This is a genomic window from Pseudomonas sp. GM74, from assembly GCF_000282455.1.
GTDB lineage: Bacteria > Pseudomonadota > Gammaproteobacteria > Pseudomonadales > Pseudomonadaceae > Aquipseudomonas.
This window is the reverse complement of sequence record NZ_AKJG01000008.1, coordinates 38,675-61,757: the sequence shown is the minus strand read 5'-3', so window position 1 is coordinate 61,757 and position 23,083 is coordinate 38,675. Positions and strand designations below refer to the sequence as shown.

Here is a 23,083-nt window from a genome sequence, read left to right as displayed (position 1 = left end):
TCCGCATGGAGTTGCGTCGTCACCTCCGTATCGAACGCAACGTCCAGTGAGTTCCCGGCCGCCCATTGGAACGACCGGCCAACCGGCACGGCCATGAATCTGCAGCATTACGAGCCACTGCGGTATCCGCACGATCCCTCAGAGCCAGTTGGCATCGTCACGCGGGAAACATTCCCACATTTTTTTGGATAAGTGCATTCAGCCCGAGTTCAAAAAAACAGAATCAGGACTGACGCATGGGTTGACAAGAACTTCAACCTGACCCTTTGGAGCACCATCACGCCCCGAACTGATATGTTTATTTTCAGTTATCTTGCATATAGAATTTTATTGTGTCATTTATAGCCTCGCCGATCACAGGACTGATCCACCACGCCAACCCGGATGGCGGGCACCCGTTTCCCCCAAATGCCCTCCAAGGAGTCAACAATATGAACAAGACAGAACTTCTAGGTGCTCTGGCGCTGTGCGCTTTCAGCTTCCTGGCACATGCCGACGAAGACAGCCTGCGTATCGGTATCGAAGCCGCCTACCCGCCCTTCTCCTTCAAGACGCCTGAAGGCAACGTCAGCGGGTTCGACTACGACATCGGCAATGCCTTGTGCGAAGAAATGAAGGTCAAGTGCGAGTGGGTCATTCAGGAGTTCGACGGCATGATCCCGTCGCTCAAAGTGCGCAAGATCGATGCCGTGCTGTCGTCGATGTCAATCACGGAAGACCGGATGAAGTCCGTGGACTTCAGCAAAAAGTACTACCACACGCCGGGCAAGTTCGCGATGAAGGCCGGCAACGTGATCAATGACCCTCTGGTGGACCTCAAGGGTAAGAAAGTCGGCGTGCAGCGCTCCTCGACCTACGATCGTTTTGCCACCGAGCGACTGGAAAAAGCCGGCGTCGTTGTGGTGCGCTATGGCTCACAGAATGAAGCCTTCCTCGATCTCGCCTCGGGTCGCCTGGACGCCACCCTCGCCGACATCGTCAACACCGATGAGAGCTTCATCAAGACACCCGCCGGCCAGGGCTTCGCACTCACAGGGCCCGACATCAACGACCCGAAGTATTTCGGCCGGGGCGCCGGGATCGCCGTGCGCAAAGGCGACAGTGCCAACGTTGCGCGCCTGAGTGCCGCGATTGACGCCATTCGCGCCAATGGCAAGTACCAGCAAGTGATGGCCAGGTACTTCGCGTTCGATATCTACGGCGAGTAAGCCTTACCCCTGCCCCCTGACCCCAGCCCCACCGACCCAGCCCCGACGCCGGCCCTGCGCAGGCGTCTGTCGGGACGTGTCTTGCGCGCCTCGCGGCGCTCGCTTGAGGAACTTCATCATGCTTCACGGCTACGGATCGAGCATTCTCGATGGCGCCTGGCTGACCATAAACCTGGCCTTGACCTCCATGTCCCTGGCGATTGCCCTGGGCCTGATCGGCGCGGCCTTTCGCTTGTCACCGCTCAAATGGCTGGCCATGCTCGGGGAAAGCTACACCACCCTGATTCGCGGTATTCCAGACCTGGTGCTGATTCTGCTGATCTTCTACGGCGGCCAGGATCTGGTGAACCGCATCGCCCTGGCGCTCGGTTATACCCGCTATATCGACATCAACCCCTTTATCGCCGGCGTCTGCACCATGGGCTTCATTTTTGGCGCCTACCTCTCGGAGACCTTTCGCGGCGCCTTCATGGCGATTCCCAAGGGTCAGACCGAGGCTGGCGTGGCCTATGGCATGGGCGGTGCGCAGGTGTTCTGGCGAATTCTGGTCCCACAGATGATTCGTTTCGCCATCCCCGGGTTCACCAACAATTGGCTGGTGCTGACCAAATCCACCGCACTGATCTCGGTGATCGGCTTGCAGGACATGATGTTCAAAGCCAAGAACGCAGCGGATGCCACACACGAGCCATTTACGTTTTTCCTCGCGGTGGCGGCGCTGTATCTGATGCTCACCAGCCTGTCCTTGCTGGTGCTGCGCTATCTGGAAAAACACTACTCGGTCGGCATCAAAGCCGCCGAATTGTGAGGGGAACCGCCCATGATTCTCGACTACAACCTGATCTGGGAAAACCTGCCGCTGTACTTCAATGGCGCCTTGTTGACCCTCAAAGTCCTGCTCATTTCCCTGGCCCTGGGTCTGGTCTTGGCGATTCCACTGGCACTGATGCGGGTGTCGCGATCGCCGCTGATCAACTTCCCGGCCTGGCTCTATACCTACGTGATTCGCGGCACGCCGATGCTGGTGCAATTGTTCCTGATCTATTACGGCCTGGCGCAGTTCGAAGCGGTGCGCCAAAGCGTGCTCTGGCCTTACCTCTCCAGCGCCACCTTTTGCGCCTGCCTGGCCTTCGCGATCAACACCAGTGCCTATAGCGCAGAGTTGCTGGCCGGCAGTTTGAAATCCACCAACCATGGCGAGATCGAAGCCGCCAGGGCCATGGGCATGTCACGCCTGACCCTGTATCGCCGCATTCTCATGCCGTCGGCCTTGCGCCGGGCATTACCGCAATACAGCAACGAAGTGCTGATGATGCTGCAAACCACCAGCCTGGCCTCCATCGTCACTCTCGTCGATATCACCGGGGCCGCGCGTACAGTCAGCTCACGGTTCTATCTACCGTTCGAGGCTTTCATTACCGCCGGCCTCATCTACCTCGCCCTGACCTTCATCCTGGTGCGCCTGTTCAAGCTGGCCGAGCGCCGCTGGCTGGCGTATCTGGCACCGCGCAAGCACTAAGGAGCTGCTATGGAGCACATTCAATACCTGTTGCCGTGGAGTGCCTCGGGCACCGAACGAACGCTGTCGCTGTTCCGTTTCGGCAGCGGACCACGCAAGGCCTACATCCAGGCGTCATTGCATGCCGACGAATTGCCGGGGATGCGCGTTGCCGTCGAGCTCAAGCGCCGTCTTCTGGAGCTGGAAACACAAGGCCGCCTGAGCGGGGTGATCGAGTTGGTGCCCATGGCCAATCCGATCGGTATCGCCCAGATGTTCCAGGCCACCCACCAGGGGCGCTTCGAGTTCTCCAGCGGCAAGAATTTCAATCGCGACTTCCCGGTGTTGGTCGATGCCGTTGCTCCGCTGCTGGAAGGCCGATTGGGCGACGATGCCGACGCCAACATCGCACTCATCCGCCGCGCCATGGTCGATGCCCTGGCCGCCATGCCGGCAGCGACCTCGGAACTCGACGGCCTGCGCCGCCTGTTGCTGCAGCATGCCTGTGACGCCGATGTGGTGCTGGACCTGCACTGCGATTTCGAATCGATCATGTTGATGTATGCGATGCCGCAAATCTGGCCACGCTTGCAGTCTCTGGCAGCCCGCCTCGGTGCCGGGGTCACGTTACTGGCCGAAGATGCGGGCGGCAGTGCCTTCGACGAAGCCTGCGCCATTGCATGGCTACGCCTGGCCGAGCGGTTTCCCGAAGCCAATATTCCCTTGGCGTGCGCAGCCACCACCATTGAATTGCGGGGCATGGCAGACACCGAACGCGAGCAATGCGTCGACAGTGCACAGGCCATTCTCGGGTATCTCGCCGAACAGGGCCTGATCAGCGGTGACTGGCCAGCGGCACCGCCGAGCCATTGCCAGGCCATGCCATTCGCCGGCGCGCAGTACGCCTGTGCGCCCCATCCGGGTGTGGTGAGTTTTCTGCAACCGCTGGGCGCGCACGTCAAGGTCGGCGATCCGCTATTCGAAGTCATCGACCCGCTGACCGACCGCCATAGCGTGGTGAGCGCCAGCACCGCCGGCATTCTCTATGCCCGCGAACGGCTGCGCTTTGCCCAGCCGGGATTGTGGCTGGCCAAAGTGGCAGGCGTCACCCCCATTCGCCAGGGTCGCTTGCTCAGCGACTGACTCCAGAGAGTTCAAACCATGTACAAACTCGAAGTTCAAGACCTGCATAAAAGCTACGGCGCGCACCAGGTGCTCAAGGGCGTGTCCCTGCAGGCTCAGGCCGGTGATGTGATCAGCATCATCGGTTCCAGCGGTTCTGGCAAAAGTACGTTCCTGCGCTGCATCAACCTGCTGGAGCAACCCAATGCGGGCAATATCGTGCTCAATGGCGAACCGCTCAAGCTGGTGGCCAACAAGCTCGGCGGGCTGAAGGCGGCCGAACCCAAACAGTTGCAACGCATGCGTTCGCAGCTTTCGATGGTGTTTCAACACTTCAATCTCTGGTCCCACATGAGCGCTCTGGAGAACGTCATGGAAGCGCCGGTGCATGTGCTGGGCCTAGGCAAGAAAGAGGCACGGGAAAAGGCCGAGCACTACCTGAACAAAGTCGGTGTGGCGCACCGCATGAACGCCTGGCCGGCGCATATGTCCGGTGGCGAGCAGCAACGCGTGGCCATTGCCCGTGCGCTGGCGATGGAACCGCAAGTGATGCTGTTCGATGAGCCGACGTCGGCGCTCGACCCCGAACTGGTCGGCGAAGTGCTTAAAGTCATGCAGGATCTGGCGCAGGAAGGCCGCACCATGGTGGTGGTGACTCACGAAATGGGCTTTGCCCGCGAGGTGTCGAACCAACTGGTGTACCTGCACAAGGGCGTTGTCGAAGAGCGCGGCGACCCGAGTGAGGTGCTGGTCAACCCGCAATCCGAACGCCTCCAGCAGTTTCTGTCCGGGAGTTTGAAGTAAGACCGCCGCCCCCCATCCACGGCTCGGCGCTGCCCTGACAAGGCAGGCTTGGGATACACTCCAGCCAACCTTGTCAGGGCATCAGGCACAGCCCTTCTTTCACCTTCAGGAAATGTTGAGCTGGATATGCCAACCCCATCGAAAGACACCACGGTCTATGCCGCGCCGGTCATGCGCAAACTCACGGAAATCGTTTCCGAACTGCCACCGTCACTGCGCAAGGTGGCGGACTTTATCCTGCGTCACCCGCTCAAGGCCGCGACGCTGACCATCGAGGAGATGGCTCACGAAACATTGACCTCACCCGCCGCCGTCAACCGCCTGGCCAAAGCACTGGACCTCGGTGGCTACAGCGGCATGAAGGCCGAGCTGGTCACCACGTTGCAGCAGATGGTGTCGCCGGTCGACAAGCTGCGCAACGAACTTGCCCATCGCCCGGGCGGCGCGTTTGGCCTGCATGAGCAACTCCAGAGCGCCAGCAGCAACCTGGCCACCGCGGCGAGCAATAACCACGCCGATACCTTCGATGCGTTCGTCACTCGCCTGACCACGGCACGCAAAATCTACATTCTGGGGTTCGGCAACAGTGTCTACTTTGCCGGCCTCGCCGCCTCGACCCTGATGCCCTTCTGTGCGGACGCCACGGCCATCAGCATGGAAGGCGGTAACGAAAACGCCGCTTACCGTCTGGCCGCGATCACCGACCAGGACGTGCTGCTGGCGATCGCCCTGCCGCGCTACTCCCTCGACACCCTGCAACTGGCACGCTTCGCCAATGAACGCGGCGCATCGGTGCTGGCCATTACCGACTCACCCGCCTCGCCGCTCACCGGCATTGCTCAGCACACGCTGTTTGCGCCTTGCGATCACCCGGTGCTGACCAGCTCCAACATCGCCGTACTGGCCTTGATCGAAGGCTTGGTCGCCGGCGTGATGGCGCGCAATAAAGAAGCGGTCAAGCTGGCCACCGAACTGACGGAAAGCGTGATGTCGTACCTGCACATCCCTGGCAGCGGCAAACCGGCTAAAAAGTGAGCGATGGAAATCCAACGCCCGCTTCTTGCTGATTGCGGTCTGGCGCAACCTCCAGACTATGCCTTGGACTGCGCATTCAGCGCTGCAACGGCCTTGGGTTTCCTGAAGAAAACGCCGTAGACGATCGACAGCACCAGCAGGAACGGCACACCGAACACCAGGGTCATCTTGAAGGCTTCTGTGAAGTAGGTCGTGATCATCACGGCCCCCATCAGCACCAGTCCCAGCAATGTGCTGTAGGGAAACAGGCGCATGCGGAACGACAGTTTGCGGTTGCCATTGCGTTCGTGAAAACGACGGAAACAGAAGTGCGTGAGGAAGATCATGAACCAGGTAAAGATCGCGCCGAACATCGAGATCGCCATCATCAGGGTGAACGAACTTTCCGGGTACAGGATGTTGAGCAAGGTCGCCAGTGCGATACCTGAACTGGAGAGCAACAGCGCGTTCAGCGGGATCCCGGTCTTGCTCAGCACACCCATGGACTTTGGCGCATAGCCGGCACGGGACAGGCTGAACATCATGCGCGTGGTGATGTACAACTGGCTGTTCATGGCTGACAACGCCGCGATCAGGATCACGAAATTCATCACGCCGGTGGCGCCGGGAATGCCGATGGCTTGCATCACCGTGACGAACGGACTCTGGGCATGGCCGGCCTGGACCCAGGGCACGATCGCCAGCATCAACGCCAGGGTCAGCAGGTAGAACACCACCAGTCGCACGATAGTCCCGCGAAAGGCTTTCTTCACCGCTTGTTCCGGGTCTTTCGCCTCGCCGGCAGCCACTGCGATCATCTCCACGCTCAGGTAGCTGAAGATCGATACGATCACCGCGACCCACATCCCTTGCAGGCCATTGGGGAAAAAGCCGCCGTGAGCGGTGTAATTGTGCACGCCGTATTCCGGGTTGCCGGAACCGAACACCACATACACCGCCAGGATGATGAAGCCGACGATCGCGCCGATCTTGATGGTCGAGAACCAGTATTCGAAGGTGCCGAAGGTTTTCACGCTGATGGCATTGAGCACGATCAACACGCTGGAGAACGAGACGATCCATATCCACTCCGGCACGTTGGCGAACCAGTACTTCATGTACATCGCCACCGCCGTCACTTCCGTGCCGACCGCGAGAACAATCGCCGCCCAGTAGGCATAGCGCACCAGGAACCCGGCCAAAGGGCTGACATAAAATTCGGCGTAGGCACCGAACGAACCCGAGGTCGAATGGGCCACGGTCATTTCCGCCAGGCAGCCCATCAGCAGCAAGGTGATGATTGCGCCGATGGCATAGCTGAGCAACACGCTCGGCCCGGCATAGCCGATGGCATAGGCGCTGCCCATGAACAACCCGGTGCCGATTGCACCGCCTATGGCGATCATGCTCATTTGCCCTGACGTCAGCTGACGCCGCAGACCGTGTTCACGGTTGGATATCGTTTCGAAACCGCAGTTATCGGTCATTTTTATGTCCTCTGGATTTTATCTTTCTTGAAGAGCACGTCGTGGGTTTTAAGGTGGGGATCAGCCACGCACAGCAGGACACGGATCAGAAAATACTCAGTGGATATTCGATGATCACCCGGACTTCGTTGTTGTCCGTGGTGTCGGCGCGGGCGACTTGCGCGGTGGAACGCACACTGGCCTGACGCACGCGTATTGAAAGGTCACGGGCCGTGCCCGACTGCACGACATAGCGCGCCTCGAGGTCGCGCTCCCAGCGCTTGCCGTTATCGCCGTAACGTCCATAGGCGCCATTGGGGCCACCGTCGTAATGGCTGTCATCGATGTGGTCACCACTGACGTAACGGGACATGAAGCTCAGGCCCGGCACGCCGAAAGGCGCCATGTCCAGGTCATAACGCAGTTGCCAGGAGCGTTCGTTGGGGGCGTTGAAGTCGAGGACCTGAATCGAGTTGGCGAGGAAAATCGAGGTGCCCGGTTGCTGATCGAACCCCAGGTAATCGAACGGCTCATCGCCATTGACCCGCTGGTACGCCAGGGTCACTCGATGGGCGCCGAACCTGTACGCGGTGGACAGCGACCAGGTGGTGTTGTCGATCTTGCCGGCCAGGCTCTGGCCGCTGTCGTTGGTGCGGTAGAGATTGAAATCCAGGTTCAGCGACTGGCCTTCACCAACGGCATAGGTGTAGTTGGCGTTGCCGTAGTACTGGCGCCAGATGTCGGTGAACTGCGAACCGTAGAGGCTGACATTCAGTTGATCGCTCAGGGCGTAACTGCCGCCCAGATAATCGACGCTGCGGGTTTCCACCCCGGCGTACAGCGCTTTGAGCGCGCCATCGGCATTGGTCGAATTACTGTCGTTGCCAGCGGTGAAGTGGCCGATGTCCAGTTGCAATGCCTTGAGCTCATTGCTGGTCAGTTGAAAGCCGGTGGCACTGCTGGTGAACAGGCGCGCATTGCCGGTGCCGAACACCGGGTTGAGCGGGGTCAGGTTGCCGTACTTGAGTTCGGTCCGGGAAATCCGCGCCTTCACCGCGCCGCCCGCTTCGGAGTACTCATCCTCGGGACGACCATCGGCATCGACTGGCAGCAATCCCGTGCCCGTGCGTCCCTTGCCACTGTCGAGCTTGAGGCCCAACTGCGCATAGGCATCGACGCCGAACCCCACCGTTCCCTGGGTGTAGCCGGAGCGGTAATCGAGCATGATCCCGTGGGCCCACTCGTCCCGATAGTTCTGCCCGCCCGGGTTGTTGAGGTTATTGCGGTAGAAATAGAAGTTACGGTTGGTCAGGGTCAGGCTGCTGTCTTCGACAAATCCGTTGTCGGATGCGGCACAGGCCATTTGGCCAAGGCAACTGGTAATGGCGAGCGGCAAGGCAGGCCAGAGGGACAGTTTCATTCTGCGTGCTCCTTATTATTGTGATTGCAGAACTGGTGATTGCCGGCGGCCGAAGCCCTGCCGCAGAGAAAATCCTGCGGCAGGAATCGGATGCCGGCGGGTTCAGGTCACGCTGTGGCGAACCTGGAATTGCGCTTGCGACCAGGTGTTCCGGTCGAGGATCTCGCCGAGGATCTGTACCGCATCCCAGACTTCGGTGAAGGTCGTGTACAGCGGGGTGAAACCGAAACGCATGATCCGTGGCTCGCGGTAGTCACCAATCACACCCCGCTCGATCAGGGCCTGGATCACTGCATAACCTTCGGGGTGTTCGAAGCTGACGTGGCTGCCACGCCTGGCGTGCTCACGGGGCGTGATCAACTTCAGTTCGTGGGCCGCGCAACGCTGCTCGACCAATTCGATGAACAAGTCGGTCAGGGCCAGGGATTTGCGGCGCAAGCTGGCCATGTCGGTCTGGGCGAACACATCCAGGCCGCACTCGACCATCGCCAATGAGGTAATCGGTTGAGTGCCGCACAGGTAGCGCGCGATGCCGCTGCTCGGCTCGTAATGCGACTCCATGGCGAACTGCCGCGAATGGCCGAACCAGCCGGACAACGGCTGCGGCACCAGGTCGCACAACTGTGGCGAAACCCAGACAAAGGCCTGGGAGCCCGGCCCGCCATTGAGGTACTTGTAGGTGCAGCCAATGGCGTAGTCGGCATCCGCCTGGTGCAGGTCGACCGGTACCGCGCCAGCGGAATGGGCCAGGTCCCAGATGGCCAGCGCGCCACATTCGTGGGTCAGCGCGGTCAGGGCCTGCATGTCGTGCATGTAGCCGGTCTTGTAATTGACGTGGGTGAGCATGACCACCGCCGTGTCCTGGTCAATGGCTTGCGGCAACGCTTCAGGACTGTCGACCAGGCGCAGGGTGTAACCCTGTTGCAGCATCTGCGCCAGGCCTTCGGCGATGTACAGGTCGGTGGGGAAGTTGCTCGATTCGCTGACGATCACTCGCCGCTGCGGCGACCTTGTGGCCTGTACGCGCAAGGCAGCGCTGAGTACCTTGAACAGGTTGATCGAAGTGGTATCGGTCACCACCACTTCACCCTCCCCCGCGCCGATCAAACCCGCCAGGCGGTTGCCCAAGCGCTCCGACAGCTCGCGCCAGCCGGCGCTGTTCCAGCTGCGGATCAGGCCATTGCCCCATTCCTCGGCGACCACCGCTTGCGCCCGCGCCAATGCAGCGACCGGCCGCGCGCCCAGGGAATTGCCATCGAGATAGATAATCCCTTCGGGGAGCGCAAACTGCTGGCGCAGGGGCGCCAGCACGTCCTGGGCATCAAGCGCCAGGCAACTGTTTCTTGTCGTCATCGGGTGTCCTGTTTTTTGTTATGCGACGCCATCCGGGCAGGTTGCATCAGCCGGTTCCGGCGCCCTGATTCAAGGCGATTCGCTTGCCTTTCGGTGGAGAGATAATGAACGAACCTTTGAAGAATTTTCGTGCAAAGTAACCAGCCATGTAGTAGTTATTTCGCAGAATATTCGAATCAAACCACAATAAACGCGGATTTATTCAAACCATGAATCTCGACTCGACAGACCTGCGGATCCTGCATCAATTGCAACAGGATGGCCGTATCAGCAATCAGGAATTGGCGGAGAAAGTCGCCTTGTCACCCTCGGCTTGCCTGCGACGTTTACGCCTGCTGGAAAGCGAAGGAATCATCACCGGCTATCGCGCGGTGCTGAATGCCGAGCGGCTGGGCATTGAGCTGGAAGCCATCGTTCATGTGTCGCTGCGACAGGACGTCGAGGACTGGCACGAGACCTTCATCAAGAAGGTTCAGCAGTGGCCGGAGGTGGTCACCGCCTATGTCATTACCGGGGCGAGCAACTATGTGTTGCGGGTCCAGGCCCGCAACCTCAAGCACTTCTCGGATTTCATCGTCAACCACCTCAACCGCACCGCCGGCGTCACCGACATACGTTCGGAAATCGTCCTGCAAAAAATCAAGGAGCGCGAGCAACTGCTTGATCTGGTGGTGCGCAAGTGAGGCCGGGGCGGTCTGTCAAAGTCCCTGTTGGCGCCGGGCTTCGTTGCGCTGCAAGGTCATGCTCGGGGTTTCGTCGAACAGCTTGCGGTACTCGGTGGAAAAACGCCCCAGGTGCATGAAGCCCCAGCCCATGGCGATCCCGGAAATACTGCGTGCCGTGCCGTGTTCGAGGATCTCCTGGCGGACGGCGTTCAAACGATGTTTTTTCAGGTAGGCCATCGGCGACAGGGCGAAGTACTTCTTGAACGCGTCGAACAACTTGAAGCGCGAAACGCCGGCAGCGGCTTCGATGTCCTCCAGATGCAACGCTTCCCGTGCGTTGTCGTGGATGTATTGCCGGGCCCTGACCAGGTAGTGCGGCAACTTCACCCCCAGCGCATCCCGCAGCTCCTGCGAATAGTTGTTTGGCTGGGCGAGGATCAAGCCTTTGATCAGCGAACTTTCAATGTCCCGGGTGAAGGCCACCTGCTCGAAGAGTTCACTGCTGCGCTCCATCTCGTCGATGAAATAACGCGCCATGCGCCACCACGACGCCGACGGCCCATCGATCGCATCCATCACCGGCTCGAAGCGTAGCGGCGCATCCAGAGGCCGTTGCAACATCCCCTCCAGAGCCTCGCTCATCGCCACTCGGGTAATCACCACCTGGACCTTGCGACAGTCACCCGAGATCGCCAGCAGCTGGTTTTCATTGGGGGAAATGATGACCCCTTGATCGCGGTCGGACCTGACCACGCTGCCATCTTTGCTCAGCTCCTGTTCGCCCACCAGCGGCAAGCTCAGGCTGTAACTGCTGAAGTGTTCGGCGTCTTCGATATCGATGGTGACATCGGTTCCGTATTCGATGGTGCCCAGGGTGGTGGCCATCGACTTGAACATGTTGGCGTTGTGATGAAAGCGGATCCGTTCAGGGTTCGCGCTCACCAGCCGATGGGGTCCGCAGATACCGGACATCCAGCTTCTGGCGGCCTCCAGGTCATCGCTGTCGACACGAATGTCGCGAAACTGCGGATCGACTTTGTTGCTCATCACGGTGCACTCAAGGTTTTTTTTCAGCGCGCTCTGATGGCGCGTACAGGGTTTGCAAGGGCAAGTTCCAGGCCACAAGACGGCGGCGCTGACCCAGTGGATAGCAATCGCCAATTAAGTGGATAACGCTTGGCGACTGGAGCCTTGAAATGCCATCAAAGGGTCTCGAACGCCTGCTCGAACAGTACCTGATCAGCGCAAACCGCAGCAGCCGTTTATCGCCTGGGGCATGCCGCTGGGTATTCGCTGCCCAGTACTCCCCTTGAGTGTTACCGCCAAACTTTATGGACTGCCTTCGCCCACAAAGCGGATAGACCCGGGCCCACCCCACTCCCTCTAATGACGTACCGATTAGCCCCAATAAAAACAGGTACACCTCATGAGTGGCGAAAGAAACGTCGAACAATGGAAAACGTTCATCGAAAGCTGCCTGGACTTCCGTCCCGCAGAGGGCGTATTCCGCATCGCCCGGGACATGTTCACCGAGCCACAACTGTTCGATCTGGAAATGGAACTGATCTTCGAGAAAAACTGGATCTACGCCTGCCACGAAAGCGAACTGGCCAACAACCACGACTTCGTGACAATGCGCGCCGGCCGCCAGCCGATGATCATCACCCGAGACGGTGACGGCCGGCTCAATGCACTGATCAATGCCTGCCAGCATCGCGGCACGACGCTGACCCGCGTCGGCAAGGGCAACCAGTCGACCTTCACCTGCCCTTTCCATGCCTGGTGCTACAAAAGCGATGGTCGCCTGGTCAAGGTCAAGGCACCGGGCGAGTACCCGGAAGGCTTCGACAAAGCCACACGCGGCCTGAAAAAGGCGCGTATCCAGAGCTACAAGGGATTCGTCTTCATAAGCCTTGATGTGCAGGCCGACAACAGCCTGGAAGACTTCCTCGGCGACGCCAAGGTGTTCTTCGACATGATGGTCGCCCAGTCGCCGACCGGTGAACTGGAGGTGCTGCCCGGCAAGTCGGCCTACACCTACGACGGCAACTGGAAACTGCAGAACGAAAACGGCCTCGACGGTTATCACGTCAGCACGGTGCACTACAACTACGTGGCCACGGTGCAGCATCGCCAGCAGGTCAACAGCGAGAACGGCACCACCGCCAGCGGCACCCTCGACTACAGCAAGCTCGGCGCCGGCGATGCCAATACCGATGACGGCTGGTTCGCGTTCGATAACGGTCACAGCCTGTTGTTCAGCGACATGCCGAACCCTTCGGTGCGCTCCGGCTACGCGACCATCATGCCGCGCCTGATCGAAGAACACGGCCAGCAAAAGGCCGAGTGGATGATGCATCGCCTGCGCAACCTGAACATCTATCCGAGCCTGTTTTTCCTCGATCAGATCAGCTCGCAATTGCGCATCATCCGCCCGGTGGCGTGGAACAAGACCGAAATCATCAGCCAGTGCCTGGGGGTCAAGAACGAGTCGGACGCCGACCGCGAAAACCGCATTCGCCAGTTCGAGGATTTCTTCAACGTCTCGGGCCTGGGTACACCGGATGACCTGGTGGAGTTCCGTGAAGCCCAGCGGGGTTTCCAGGCGCGCCTGGAGCGCTGGAGCGACATCTCCCGCGGCAGTCACCGCTGGACCAGCGGCGCCACGCCCAACAGCGAATCGATCGGCATTGCCCCGGCCATGACCGGCACCGAATTCACCCACGAAGGGCTTTACGTCAACCAGCACAGCAACTGGCAGAAATTCCTGCTCGATGGGCTGGACGCCAAATCCCTGAAACTCCGTGAGGTGCAATGATGAATGCGCAGTTGCAGTACCAGATCGAACAGTTTTTCTATCGCAAATCCGAACTGTGCGACGCCCAGGACTGGGATGCCTATGTCCAGCTGTTCGCCGAACACAGCGAGTTCCATTTGCCGCAATGGGACTCCGAACACGTCTACACCCGCGACCCCAAGCGCGAAATGTCGCTGATCTATTACCCCAACCGTTCAGGCCTGGAGGACCGCGTGTTCCGCCTGCGCACCGGCAAGTCCGCGTCCTCGACGCCGATGCCGCGCACCCTGCATCAGATCAGCAATGTGCGGATCGGCGAGCTTGCAAACGGCGAGCTGGAGGTGCGCCTGAACTGGCACACGCTGTACTACCGCCTGGCGACATCCGAGCAGTTTTATGGCCATGCGACCTATCACCTCAAGCCCCTTGCCGATAGCTGGCTGATCACCCGCAAGCACGTGTTGCTGCTCAACGACACCATCAACTCGGTACTCGATTTCTACCACCTCTGAATCCAAGGAGACCGGGCATGAACCATAAGGTCGCGTTCAGCTTTGCCGACGGCAAAACGCTGTTCTTTCCCGTACAAGCCAACGAAATCCTGCTCGATGCAGCCCTGCGCAATGGCATCAACATTCCCCTGGATTGCCGTGAAGGCGTCTGTGGAACCTGCCAGGGACGTTGCGAGTCAGGCGATTACAGCCAGGACTATGTGGATGAGGAAGCCCTCTCCAGCCAGGACCTGCAACAACGCAAAATGCTCACCTGCCAGACACGGGTCCAATCCGACGCGGCGTTCTATTTCGACTTCGCTTCCAGCCTGTGCAACGCCGCCGGCCCGGATCAATTCACGGCAACGGTCACCGACGTCAAACAGGTGTCGGCCAGCACGGCGATCCTGCATCTGAACCTGGGCAAGGTGGGACCATCGCTGGATTACCTGCCCGGACAGTACGCCCGGTTGCTGATTCCGGGGACCGGGAACAAGCGTTCCTACTCGTTCGCCAATCGGCCGAGCGTCAGTAATGAACTGCAGTTTCTGATTCGCCTGCTTCCCGATGGGGTGATGAGCAACTACATCCGCGAACGTTGCCGGGTGGGCGACGAAATTGCCCTGGAGGCACCGCTGGGGGCTTTTTATCTGCGACACATCGCCAGGCCGCTGGTCCTGGTGGCCGGTGGCACCGGTCTTTCGGCGTTGCTGGGCATGCTCGACGAACTCGCCGAGCGCGGCTGCGAACAGCCCGTGCACTTGTACTACGGTGTGCGCGATGCGGCCGACCTGTGCGAACAGGCGCGTATCAACGCGTATGAACAACGCATCCCGGGGTTTCGCTACACCGAGGTGGTCAGCGATCCGTCGCCTCACTGGACCGGCAAGCGCGGCTATATCGCCGAACACTTCGACGTCGCCGAACTGCGCGATGGCCAGGTCGACATGTATGTCTGCGGGCCGCCGCCGATGGTGGAGTCGATCAAGACCTGGCTGCAGGCGCAGGCACTGGACAGCGTGCATCTGTACTACGAGAAATTTACCGAGAGTAATGCCTGACACCGCCCACCCGAAGGGGGCGCCAGAGTGGCGTCCCCTTCAGATCTGTTGAATGGGTTACACAGGTTGTGAGGTACGCAGCGGCCGTAAAATCGCCCTGACCGGACTGGCGTCCAGATGAGCGAACCGCAGCGGCAAGGCGATCAACTCATAATCCCCTTCCGGGACCTCATCCAGCACGATGCCTTCAAGAATCGCCATGTGATGGCGGGCCACGGCGCCGTGGGAATCCATGGTTTTGGATTGCTGCGGGTCCAGTGACGGCGTATCGATGCCGATCAAGCGCACGCCAAGGCTCGCCAGCAGTTCGATGGTTTCCTTGGCAACCGCCGTGAAATTCGAATCCCAGGTCATCAGCGGTGCTTGTCGATAGGTTCGCAACAATACCCGCTCAGGCACATCGTGCAAACGCCCATCCAGTTGCCCCGGCTGCACCAGCTCGCCGCTGTCCAGACAATGCAAAACGCGGCAAGGCCCGATATAGACGTCCAACCCGACCTCGCCAATCGCCGCGCCATCGGCGCTGTAATGCAACGGCGCGTCGACGTGGGCACCGGTATGGGGCGACAGGGTGATGCGTCCGACATTCACCGGACACTCGGGGCCGTAGGTCCAGACACGCTCCTCTCGAAAAGGCGTGTCACCCGGCCAGGTCGGTGTTTCGCTACTCAAGGGTGGACTGATGTCCCACAACGTTGTGTTTTTTGTCATTGCAATGCTCACCGTGGTTTCCGGGTGAAATGATACAAGTGGCAGACGTGAAGATTCGTGCAAAAAACCCAGGCAGCCCGGCGGTCTTTCGCACAATCCACCAAGGATGAGCGGGATGGCGGCAGGAAATTTCAACACCTGTCGCTTGTGGGTGATTGCACAGACAGCGTAAAACCTCTGTCAGCGATAATGCTGGCTTAATTCCGGCACGGTGATATCCCCTGAATCAACGCCTTCGGCAGGCTGAGAGAACATTCATCCAATTGTAAGAGCCCATTTCAGCCTCTAAACTCCAGCCCATGAAACGCTACCTGCGGTTTTGCCTCATTTTCGTGATTAGCCTGGCGCTTCCCCTCAGCGGGATGGCGGGTGTTCAGGCGCCCACAGAACCGTGCCCGATGAAGACGATGGGCATGGCGATGATGGATGACATGGGAATGGACTGCTGCAACGACATGAAAAGCCCGACAGAGCATGGCAAACCCTGCAAGCCGGGCCAGGAATGCAAGACAGGCGGCATGCTGCAAGTCTCTATCCTCAAGCCCCCTGTCACCGTGTTCAGCCCCGTAGTGGTTTCCTTCTTCAGTGATTCCCTGCCTGTACAAACCCCGTCCGGGGTATGGCGACCGCCTCGCGTTTGATTCCTGTCCAACATTGAGCCTCATTCCGCATTAGCGGGATGGACTGGCTGCGCGCCTGTCTTTTTGACGCGTGCAGTGGATGATCACAGGAATCGCAAACATGAACACCAAGTGCTATTGCACAGGTTGGTCCCTCGTGGCCGGTCTTGCGGCAAGCGTACTGGCATTGCCGGGCTTCGCTGCCGCATTGACACTCGATGAAGCGTTGCGACTGGCCGAAAACAATGCGCCGTCGCTGACTGCACAAGATGCAAAGATTCAGGCTGCCAGCAGTGCGGCTATCCCAGCGGGTGAATTACCTGACCCCAAGTTGCTGGCAGGTGTGCAGAACTACCCCATCGGCGGCCCGGATCGCTGGAGCATCAACGACGACTTCATGACCATGCAAATGGTCGGGGTCAGGCAAGAGATGCCCAACAGCGACAAGCGCAAAGCGCGCATTGAGGTCGCCGATGCGGCCGTTGATCGCGCTGCGGCAGAGCGTCGAGTCGAACGCCTGAAGGTACGCCAGTCCACGGCGTTGGCCTGGATCAGCAGCTACTCGGTCGAGCGAAAAGATGCGCTGTTGCGGGACTTCTACAAAGAAAACCGTCTGCTGACCGATACCGTCCGGGCCCGGATTGCCGGTGGCCGCGCTCAACCCGCCGATGCGGTGACGCCCAAGCAAGAAGCGGCTCGACTGGCGGAGCAACAGGACGATCTGGTTCTCCAAAGAGCGCAGGCCCGAGCGGCCCTCAAACGCTGGATAGGCTCCGCCGCCAACGACAAGCCTGTGGGCAGCTTGCCGCAGTGGCCTGTCGATTCCTCAAGCTACGCCCATAAACTGCAACACCACCCAGAGTTGGCCGCGTTTGCGCCAATGACCCGCGAAGCGCAAGCCAAGGTTCGTGAAGCCGAGTCGGAGAAAAAGTCAGACTGGAGTTGGGAGCTTGACTATCAACATCGCGATCGCCAGTTCGGCGACATGGTCAGTGTGCAATTGTCCTGGGACTTGCCGCTGTTTCCTGACGCCCGGCAAAACCCCAAAATCGCAGCCAAACAGGCTGAACTCAGCCAGCTTGAGGCTGAGCGCGAAGCCCTGTCACGCGAGCACACTCAACAACTGGAAAACGAACTGGCTGACTATGAACGCCTGAATCGTGCAGTAAGCCGGAACCAGGAAAGCCTGCTGCCGCTGGCCAAGGAAAAGGTCGAACTCAGCATGGCCAGCTACCGTGCCGGCAAAGGCGATTTAAACGCCGTTGTTACCGCCCGACGTGAACTCATCGAAGCCCGACTCAAACAGATCGACGTGGAAGAACAGCGAGCGCTGAGCAGTGCGCGTCTGTTTTTTGCTTATGGGGAGTCCAGCCAATGAACCTTGAAAAATGGAACGGGGCATTGCTGGCAGGTATCTCGCTGGCATTGGGTGTTGCCGGCGGCTACTGGTTCGCTCACCAGCGCTTGAGCGCGGTACCTGTTGCGACCCAGGAGCAGAAACTCAATTCGCCGGACGAACGCAAGGCTCTGTATTGGTACGACCCCATGTACCCGCAGCAAAAGTTCGATAAACCGGGTAAGTCACCCTTCATGGACATGCAACTGGTCCCCCAGTACCCCAGCGACACAGGGGACCGTGCGAGCGTCAGTATCGATCCGGGTCTGACCCAGAATCTCGGTCTGCGATTTGCGACCGTCACTCGCGGAATCTTTGATTCCAGCCTCGACGTGACAGGTGTCCTGGCGTTCAACGAACGTGATGTCGCTGTGATTCAGGCACGCACCCCTGGCTTTGTGGAGCGGGTCTTTGCCCATGCACCCGGTGATGTGCTCAAAGCCAACGCGGCATTGGCGGATATCCTGGTGCCGGAGTGGGCGGCCGCCCAGACAGAGTTTCTTGCCCTCAAGCGCAACGGTGATGCCGACCTGCTGGCTGCGGCCCGCCAGCGACTGAGGCTCACAGGGATGCCGGTTGCGCTGATCGCCCAGGTAGAGCGCAGTGGCAAAGTCCAGCCGAACCTGACCCTCACCAGCCCCATTAGCGGTGTGCTGCAAGAATTGAACGTGCGTGCGGGTATGACCGTGGCGGCTGGCGAGACTCTGGCACGCGTCAATGGCTTGAGCAGTGTCTGGCTCGCCGTGGCCGTTCCAGAATCGGATGCGGGAGCTATCACCGTGGGCCAGGCAGTCGAGGCGCGCTTGCCAGCCTTTCCAGGGGCAACGCTCAGTGGCAAGGTCAGCGCGATTTTGCCCGAGACCAATCCGGACAGCCGCACCCTTCGCGTGCGGGTGGAACTGCCCAATCCGGACGGGCGCCTGAGACCCGGTTTGACGGCACAGGTCCGCCTGAATCGTGCAACTGAGCAAAGTGTGTTGTGGGTGCCGAGCGAAGCGGTGATTCGCACTGGTCGACGTGCCCTGGTGATGCTCGCCGAAGACGCCGGCCGCTATCGTCCGGTGGAGGTGCAACCCGGGCAGGAAAGCGATGGCAAGACGGCGATTTTGAAAGGCCTGGAAGAAGGCCGGAAGGTGGTGACCTCTGGCCAGTTCCTCCTCGATTCCGAGGCCAGTCTCAAGGGCATTGTTGCGACCTCGCAGGAAGAGTCACCACCCAGTGTTGCAGCAGCCGGCTTGCATGAGGCGGATGGGCAGATCGTCGAGATCAACGACAAAGACGTCACGCTCGCCCACGGTCCCTTCAAGACGCTGGGCATGCCTGGCATGACGATGACGTTCCCTCTCGCCAGTCCGGCACTGATGCAGGGCCTCAAGGCGGGTGACAGGGTTCGGGTCGCAGTGAGCCAGACCGACGACGGCTTGCGTGTCGAGCGCCTGGATAAATCGGGGAACCAGCCATGATTGCTGCCCTCATTCGTTGGTCAGTGGCCAACCGGTTCCTGGTGCTACTGGCGACGTTGTTCGTCACGGCTTGGGGTATCTGGTCGGTACAGAGCACGCCCATTGATGCACTGCCAGATCTCTCGGATGTCCAGGTGATCATCCGCACCCCTTATGCAGGACAAGCGCCGCAGATTGTCGAGAACCAGGTGACCTATCCGTTGGCCACCACCATGCTCTCGGTGCCGGGTGCCAGGACCGTGCGTGGTTATTCCTTCTTCGGCGACAGCTTCGTCTACGTGCTGTTCGAAGACGGCACGGACTTGTATTGGGCTCGCTCGCGGGTGTTGGAGTACCTGAGCCAGGTACAAAGCCGGTTGCCGACAAGCGCCAGGCCTGCGTTGGGGCCGGATGCGACGGGAGTGGGCTGGATCTATCAATACGCACTGGTGGATCGCGGTGGTGGACACGACCTGGCGCAACTGCGCGCGCTTCAGGACTGGTTCCTCAAGTTCGAACTCAAGACGCTGCCCAACGTCGCAGAGGTGGCGACGGTCGGCGGGATGGTCAAGCAGTACCAGGTGCAGCTTGATCCCCTGAAACTGGCCAGCCTCGGTATCACTCAGGCTGACGTGACCGACGCTATTGGCAAAGCCAATCAGGAAACCGGAGGCGCGGTGCTGGAGATGGCGGAGACCGAGTTCATCGTGCGGGCTTCCGGTTACCTGAAGACGCTCAATGACTTTCGGGCAATCCCGCTCAAGTTGGGTGCCGGTGGTGTGCCGGTGACCCTTGGCGATGTCGCCACGATTCAGTCGGGACCGGAAATGCGGCGTGGCATTACTGAACTCGACGGCGAAGGCGAAACCGTCGGCGGTGTGGTGATTTTGCGCAGCGGCAAGAATGCTCGCGAGACCATTGCAGCGGTCAAGACCAAACTCGACGAGCTGAAAAGCAGTTTGCCGGCCGGGGTCGAAATCGTCACCACCTACGACCGCAGCAAGTTGATCGACCGCGCGGTGGAAAACCTCAGCCACAAACTGATCGAAGAATTCATCGTCGTCGCGTTGGTCTGCGGGATCTTTCTCTGGCATCTGCGCTCATCGCTGGTGGCGATTATTTCACTGCCGGTGGGGGTGCTTGTTGCCTTCATCGTCATGCGCTACCAAGGCATCAACGCCAACATCATGTCATTGGGCGGAATCGCCATCGCCATCGGCGCCATGGTCGATGCCGCCGTGGTGATGATCGAGAACGCCCACAAGAAAATTGAGGCCTGGCACGTGGCGAATCCAGGGGAAGAACTGAAGGGCGAGCGTCATTGGCATGTCATGACCGAAGCAGCGGCAGAAGTAGGACCGGCGCTATTCTTCTGTTTGCTGATCATCACCCTGTCGTTCATTCCTGTGTTCACGCTGGAAGCTCAGGAAGGACGGCTGTTCGGCCCTTTGGCTTTCACCAAGACCTACGCCATGGCCGCAGCGGCAGGATTGTCAGTGACCTTGGTGCCAGTGCTGATGGGCTACTGGATTCGCGGGCGAATCCCCAGTGAGCAACAGAACCCGTTGAACCGGTGGTTGATCCGGATCTATCAGCCGGCCCTGGACGCGGTCTTGCGTCGACCCAGGATCACGCTGCTGGTGGCGCTGCTGGTTTTTGTCAGCGCGCTATGGCCAATGTCTCGCCTGGGTGGCGAGTTTCTCCCCGCGCTGGACGAGGGCGACCTGCTCTATATGCCATCGGCCCTGCCGGGATTGTCGGCGCAGAAAGCGGCGCAACTGCTGCAACAGATCGACCGTTTGATCAAGACCGTTCCAGAGGTCGAACACGTCTTAGGTAAAGCCGGTCGTGCCGAAACCGCCACCGACCCGGCACCGCTGGAAATGTTTGAAACCACCATCCAGTTCAAGCCACACGAGCAATGGCGTCCAGGCATGACTCAGGAAAAGCTGGTGGAAGAACTGGATCGCGTGGTGCGCGTTCCCGGCTTGACCAACATCTGGATACCGCCGATTCGCAACCGTATCGACATGCTGGCGACGGGTATAAAGAGCCCGATCGGCGTGAAGGTTGCCGGCACCAATCTGGCGCAAATCGATGCGGTCACCCAGGCGGTCGAGCGAGTGGCCAAGGACGTGCCCGGTGTCAGTTCGGCCCTGGCCGAACGACTGACCGGTGGCCGCTATATCGATGTGGATATCGACCGCAAGGCCGCTGCTCGTTACGGGCTGAACATCGCCGATGTGCAGTCCATCGTGGCCGGTGCCATCGGTGGTGAAAACGTCGGCGAGACCATTGAAGGCCTCGCACGTTTCCCGATCAACGTACGTTACCCACGGGAGTGGCGCGACTCGCTCGGTGCCCTGGAGCAATTGCCGATCTACACCCCTCTGGGTAGCCAGATCACCCTTGGCACGGTAGCGAAGATCAAGGTCAGCGATGGCCCACCGATGCTCAAGAGCGAGAACGCACGGCCTTCAGGCTGGGTGTATATCGATGTGCGCGGGCGAGATATTGCCTCGGTGGTCGCTGATCTGCGTCGGGTCGTCAATCAGCAGGTCAAGTTGCAGCCCGGCATGAGCCTCAGTTACTCAGGACAGTTCGAGTTTCTCGAAAGGGCCAACGCACGGCTCAAACTGGTGGTGCCTGCCACGCTGCTGATCATCTTCGTGTTGCTCTACCTGACTTTTGCCCGATTCGATGAGGCCCTGCTGATCATGGCCACGCTGCCATTCGCACTGACTGGGGGGGCATGGTTTCTCTATCTGTTGGGCTTCAACCTGTCGGTCGCCACCGGGGTCGGTTTTATCGCCTTGGCCGGTGTTTCTGCCGAGTTTGGCGTGATCATGCTGCTCTATCTGAAAAATGCCTGGGCCGAACGTGTAGACCTTGGCGACAGCACTGAATGCGGGCTGGTTGCCGCGATTCGTGAAGGTGCTGTGCAGCGTGTTCGACCCAAGGCCATGACGGTGGCCGTCATCATTGCCGGCCTGCTGCCCATTCTGTTGGGCAGCGGAACCGGTAGTGAGGTGATGAGCCGTATCGCCGCGCCCATGGTCGGCGGCATGGTCACGGCACCCTTGCTGTCCCTGTTCGTCATTCCGGCAGCGTATCGCCTGATGCGTCGCCGTCACCTCCAAGTTGCCCCCCCTCAAGGAAAACCCGTATGAAACTGACCCTGATTGCAGCTGCCAGCACCGTAGTTACGCTGTCGTTTTCTGCCCTGGCAGAGGACATGCCGGGCATGAAAATGGACGGTATGGGGGGCATGCAGATGCAGCAAGAAACAAAACAGTCCCCCGTCGCCACTGCCGAGGGAACGATCAAGGCTATCGATACTACGAAGAATACGGTGACCATCGCTCACGGCGCGGTTCCAGCCGTGCAATGGCCACCGATGACCATGGCCTTTTCCGTAACGAAAGATCAGCTGACAGGACTGACAGCGGGAGATCGCGTGACGTTCTCCTTTCGGCTGGATGGCAACAAAGCCACGATTGTGTCCATTAAACAGTAATTACCGGTGGTGGAAGTGTCCGGCACGTTTTGTCGTGCCGGACTAACCCATTAAATCCGCTGGTTCAGGAAAAACGGAGGATTCGGGGTTTTGTGAACGGCTGGCATTTGCTTACCCGTCCAGTTCCGTCTCCTCTTGCGTCATCCTCGTCAGTGTTTCAGACCTGCGACAGATTTCGAAAAAAAAGCCGCAAGCCCCGCGATTCTTCAGGGCTTGCGACTCATTGCCGATACGTCCTTCAAACCTCCGGGACGTCATCGGCGGGTAGGCCTGCCGTGTTCATTGCCGAACGTGCGGGCCTAGTTCTCTATCTCAACCGTATCGAAATCCGGCGCGTCAGGTGCGTCAGGTGCGTCTGGGGCATCTGGTGCATCCGGGGCGTCAGCCACATCCTCTCTGGCCGCCCGCGCCTTGGCTTTGGCTGCGTCTCTGGTTGCATCCGCAGCAGCTCGTGCTGCATCCCTGGCAGCATCTGCGTCGGCCTTGGCGGCGTCCCTG

General features: G+C 59.7%; 20 protein-coding genes. 15 read left to right on the top strand and 5 right to left on the bottom strand.

Features of this window, described 5'->3' with window-relative positions:
• The first annotated feature begins 431 nt into the window (after nt 1-431).
• From PMI34_RS24165 to PMI34_RS24190, 6 genes are all read left to right on the top strand, one after another.
• Entirely contained in the window at nt 432-1,208 is a 777-nt protein-coding gene (locus tag PMI34_RS24165; protein WP_008046422.1) for an ABC transporter substrate-binding protein, read from the top strand.
• Between the two features lie 118 nt (nt 1,209-1,326).
• Nucleotides 1,327-2,016, top strand: coding sequence for an ABC transporter permease (locus PMI34_RS24170; RefSeq protein ID WP_008046414.1), 690 nt, complete (start codon nt 1,327-1,329; stop codon nt 2,014-2,016).
• A gap of 12 nt (nt 2,017-2,028) precedes the next feature.
• Entirely contained in the window at nt 2,029-2,727 is a 699-nt protein-coding gene (locus tag PMI34_RS24175; protein ID WP_008046412.1) for an ABC transporter permease, read from the top strand.
• Between the two features lie 9 nt (nt 2,728-2,736).
• Nucleotides 2,737-3,849: a succinylglutamate desuccinylase/aspartoacylase family protein gene (locus PMI34_RS24180; RefSeq protein ID WP_008046411.1), complete on the top strand. Its 1,113-nt coding sequence runs from the start codon at nt 2,737-2,739 to the stop codon at nt 3,847-3,849.
• Between the two features lie 18 nt (nt 3,850-3,867).
• Nucleotides 3,868-4,632 (top strand): ABC transporter ATP-binding protein, encoded by a 765-nt coding sequence (locus PMI34_RS24185; protein WP_008046409.1) that lies wholly within the window; start codon nt 3,868-3,870, stop codon nt 4,630-4,632.
• A 126-nt stretch (nt 4,633-4,758) separates the two neighbouring features.
• Nucleotides 4,759-5,667, top strand: a complete 909-nt coding sequence (locus PMI34_RS24190) for a MurR/RpiR family transcriptional regulator (protein WP_008046408.1) — start codon at nt 4,759-4,761, stop codon at nt 5,665-5,667.
• A 56-nt stretch (nt 5,668-5,723) separates the two neighbouring features.
• Here PMI34_RS24190 and PMI34_RS24195 read toward each other — a convergent pair whose 3' ends face one another.
• The 3 genes from PMI34_RS24195 to kynU all read right to left on the bottom strand — a co-directional run bounded on the left by PMI34_RS24195 (nt 5,724) and on the right by kynU (nt 9,885).
• Nucleotides 5,724-7,133, bottom strand: a complete 1,410-nt coding sequence (locus PMI34_RS24195; protein WP_008046406.1) for an amino acid permease — start codon at nt 7,131-7,133, stop codon at nt 5,724-5,726.
• A gap of 85 nt (nt 7,134-7,218) precedes the next feature.
• Nucleotides 7,219-8,532: an OprD family porin gene (locus PMI34_RS24200; RefSeq protein ID WP_008046404.1), complete on the bottom strand. Its 1,314-nt coding sequence runs from the start codon at nt 8,530-8,532 to the stop codon at nt 7,219-7,221.
• 102 nt (nt 8,533-8,634) lie between these two features.
• Entirely contained in the window at nt 8,635-9,885 is a 1,251-nt protein-coding gene (gene kynU / locus PMI34_RS24205; protein WP_008046403.1) for a kynureninase, read from the bottom strand.
• A 209-nt stretch (nt 9,886-10,094) separates the two neighbouring features.
• Here kynU and PMI34_RS24210 point away from each other — a divergent pair, with 209 nt between their 5' ends.
• Nucleotides 10,095-10,568: an Lrp/AsnC family transcriptional regulator gene (locus PMI34_RS24210; protein ID WP_007971266.1), complete on the top strand. Its 474-nt coding sequence runs from the start codon at nt 10,095-10,097 to the stop codon at nt 10,566-10,568.
• A gap of 15 nt (nt 10,569-10,583) precedes the next feature.
• Here PMI34_RS24210 and PMI34_RS24215 read toward each other — a convergent pair whose 3' ends face one another.
• Nucleotides 10,584-11,597, bottom strand: a complete 1,014-nt coding sequence (locus PMI34_RS24215; RefSeq protein WP_008046402.1) for an AraC family transcriptional regulator — start codon at nt 11,595-11,597, stop codon at nt 10,584-10,586.
• Nucleotides 11,598-11,976: 379 nt separating this feature from the next.
• On the opposite strand from PMI34_RS24215, the gene antA reads away from it, so the two are divergent.
• Genes antA through antC form a run of 3 tightly spaced genes read left to right on the top strand, consistent with a single transcriptional unit; the run spans nt 11,977 to nt 14,899 of the window.
• Nucleotides 11,977-13,368 (top strand): anthranilate 1,2-dioxygenase large subunit, encoded by a 1,392-nt coding sequence (antA, locus tag PMI34_RS24220; RefSeq protein ID WP_008046401.1) that lies wholly within the window; start codon nt 11,977-11,979, stop codon nt 13,366-13,368.
• Complete coding sequence (antB, locus tag PMI34_RS24225) at nt 13,368-13,859, top strand: anthranilate 1,2-dioxygenase small subunit (RefSeq protein WP_008046400.1); 492 nt, start codon at nt 13,368-13,370, stop codon at nt 13,857-13,859. Before antA ends, antB begins: the two co-directional genes overlap by 1 nt.
• Before the next feature lie 17 nt (nt 13,860-13,876).
• Nucleotides 13,877-14,899, top strand: coding sequence for an anthranilate 1,2-dioxygenase electron transfer component AntC (antC, locus tag PMI34_RS24230; protein WP_008046399.1), 1,023 nt, complete (start codon nt 13,877-13,879; stop codon nt 14,897-14,899).
• A gap of 57 nt (nt 14,900-14,956) precedes the next feature.
• Here antC and kynB read toward each other — a convergent pair whose 3' ends face one another.
• Nucleotides 14,957-15,610 (bottom strand): arylformamidase, encoded by a 654-nt coding sequence (gene kynB, locus PMI34_RS24235; RefSeq protein WP_008046397.1) that lies wholly within the window; start codon nt 15,608-15,610, stop codon nt 14,957-14,959.
• Nucleotides 15,611-15,909: 299 nt separating this feature from the next.
• Between kynB and PMI34_RS24240 the strand changes: the two genes are divergently transcribed.
• The 5 genes from PMI34_RS24240 to PMI34_RS24260 all read left to right on the top strand — a co-directional run bounded on the left by PMI34_RS24240 (nt 15,910) and on the right by PMI34_RS24260 (nt 22,585).
• Complete coding sequence (locus PMI34_RS24240) at nt 15,910-16,251, top strand: hypothetical protein (protein WP_008046395.1); 342 nt, start codon at nt 15,910-15,912, stop codon at nt 16,249-16,251.
• A 100-nt stretch (nt 16,252-16,351) separates the two neighbouring features.
• A complete protein-coding gene (locus tag PMI34_RS24245; RefSeq protein WP_008046393.1) occupies nt 16,352-17,608 on the top strand; it encodes a TolC family protein in 1,257 nt (418 codons plus the stop codon).
• On the top strand, nt 17,605-19,089 hold the full coding sequence (locus tag PMI34_RS24250; RefSeq protein WP_008046391.1) for an efflux RND transporter periplasmic adaptor subunit: 1,485 nt from the start codon (nt 17,605-17,607) through the stop codon (nt 19,087-19,089). The genes PMI34_RS24245 and PMI34_RS24250 overlap by 4 nt, the downstream gene beginning before the upstream one ends.
• Nucleotides 19,086-22,238 (top strand): efflux RND transporter permease subunit, encoded by a 3,153-nt coding sequence (locus tag PMI34_RS24255; RefSeq protein ID WP_008046389.1) that lies wholly within the window; start codon nt 19,086-19,088, stop codon nt 22,236-22,238. The genes PMI34_RS24250 and PMI34_RS24255 overlap by 4 nt, the downstream gene beginning before the upstream one ends.
• Nucleotides 22,235-22,585 carry a copper-binding protein gene (locus tag PMI34_RS24260; protein WP_008046387.1) on the top strand — a complete coding sequence of 117 codons (351 nt, stop codon included), beginning with the start codon at nt 22,235-22,237 and terminating at the stop codon, nt 22,583-22,585. The genes PMI34_RS24255 and PMI34_RS24260 overlap by 4 nt, the downstream gene beginning before the upstream one ends.
• The last annotated feature ends 498 nt before the right edge of the window (nt 22,586-23,083 follow it).

Coding starts and splice junctions, on each gene's coding strand:
- PMI34_RS24165 (WP_008046422.1), top strand. CDS start 432: ATGAACAAGACAGAACTTCTAGGTGCTCTGGCGCTGTGCGCTTTCAGC.
- PMI34_RS24170 (WP_008046414.1), top strand. CDS start 1,327: ATGCTTCACGGCTACGGATCGAGCATTCTCGATGGCGCCTGGCTGACC.
- PMI34_RS24175 (WP_008046412.1), top strand. CDS start 2,029: ATGATTCTCGACTACAACCTGATCTGGGAAAACCTGCCGCTGTACTTC.
- PMI34_RS24180 (WP_008046411.1), top strand. CDS start 2,737: ATGGAGCACATTCAATACCTGTTGCCGTGGAGTGCCTCGGGCACCGAA.
- PMI34_RS24185 (WP_008046409.1), top strand. CDS start 3,868: ATGTACAAACTCGAAGTTCAAGACCTGCATAAAAGCTACGGCGCGCAC.
- PMI34_RS24190 (WP_008046408.1), top strand. CDS start 4,759: ATGCCAACCCCATCGAAAGACACCACGGTCTATGCCGCGCCGGTCATG.
- PMI34_RS24195 (WP_008046406.1), bottom strand. CDS start 7,133: ATGACCGATAACTGCGGTTTCGAAACGATATCCAACCGTGAACACGGT.
- PMI34_RS24200 (WP_008046404.1), bottom strand. CDS start 8,532: ATGAAACTGTCCCTCTGGCCTGCCTTGCCGCTCGCCATTACCAGTTGC.
- kynU (WP_008046403.1), bottom strand. CDS start 9,885: ATGACGACAAGAAACAGTTGCCTGGCGCTTGATGCCCAGGACGTGCTG.
- PMI34_RS24210 (WP_007971266.1), top strand. CDS start 10,095: ATGAATCTCGACTCGACAGACCTGCGGATCCTGCATCAATTGCAACAG.
- PMI34_RS24215 (WP_008046402.1), bottom strand. CDS start 11,597: ATGAGCAACAAAGTCGATCCGCAGTTTCGCGACATTCGTGTCGACAGC.
- antA (WP_008046401.1), top strand. CDS start 11,977: ATGAGTGGCGAAAGAAACGTCGAACAATGGAAAACGTTCATCGAAAGC.
- antB (WP_008046400.1), top strand. CDS start 13,368: ATGAATGCGCAGTTGCAGTACCAGATCGAACAGTTTTTCTATCGCAAA.
- antC (WP_008046399.1), top strand. CDS start 13,877: ATGAACCATAAGGTCGCGTTCAGCTTTGCCGACGGCAAAACGCTGTTC.
- kynB (WP_008046397.1), bottom strand. CDS start 15,610: ATGACAAAAAACACAACGTTGTGGGACATCAGTCCACCCTTGAGTAGC.
- PMI34_RS24240 (WP_008046395.1), top strand. CDS start 15,910: ATGAAACGCTACCTGCGGTTTTGCCTCATTTTCGTGATTAGCCTGGCG.
- PMI34_RS24245 (WP_008046393.1), top strand. CDS start 16,352: ATGAACACCAAGTGCTATTGCACAGGTTGGTCCCTCGTGGCCGGTCTT.
- PMI34_RS24250 (WP_008046391.1), top strand. CDS start 17,605: ATGAACCTTGAAAAATGGAACGGGGCATTGCTGGCAGGTATCTCGCTG.
- PMI34_RS24255 (WP_008046389.1), top strand. CDS start 19,086: ATGATTGCTGCCCTCATTCGTTGGTCAGTGGCCAACCGGTTCCTGGTG.
- PMI34_RS24260 (WP_008046387.1), top strand. CDS start 22,235: ATGAAACTGACCCTGATTGCAGCTGCCAGCACCGTAGTTACGCTGTCG.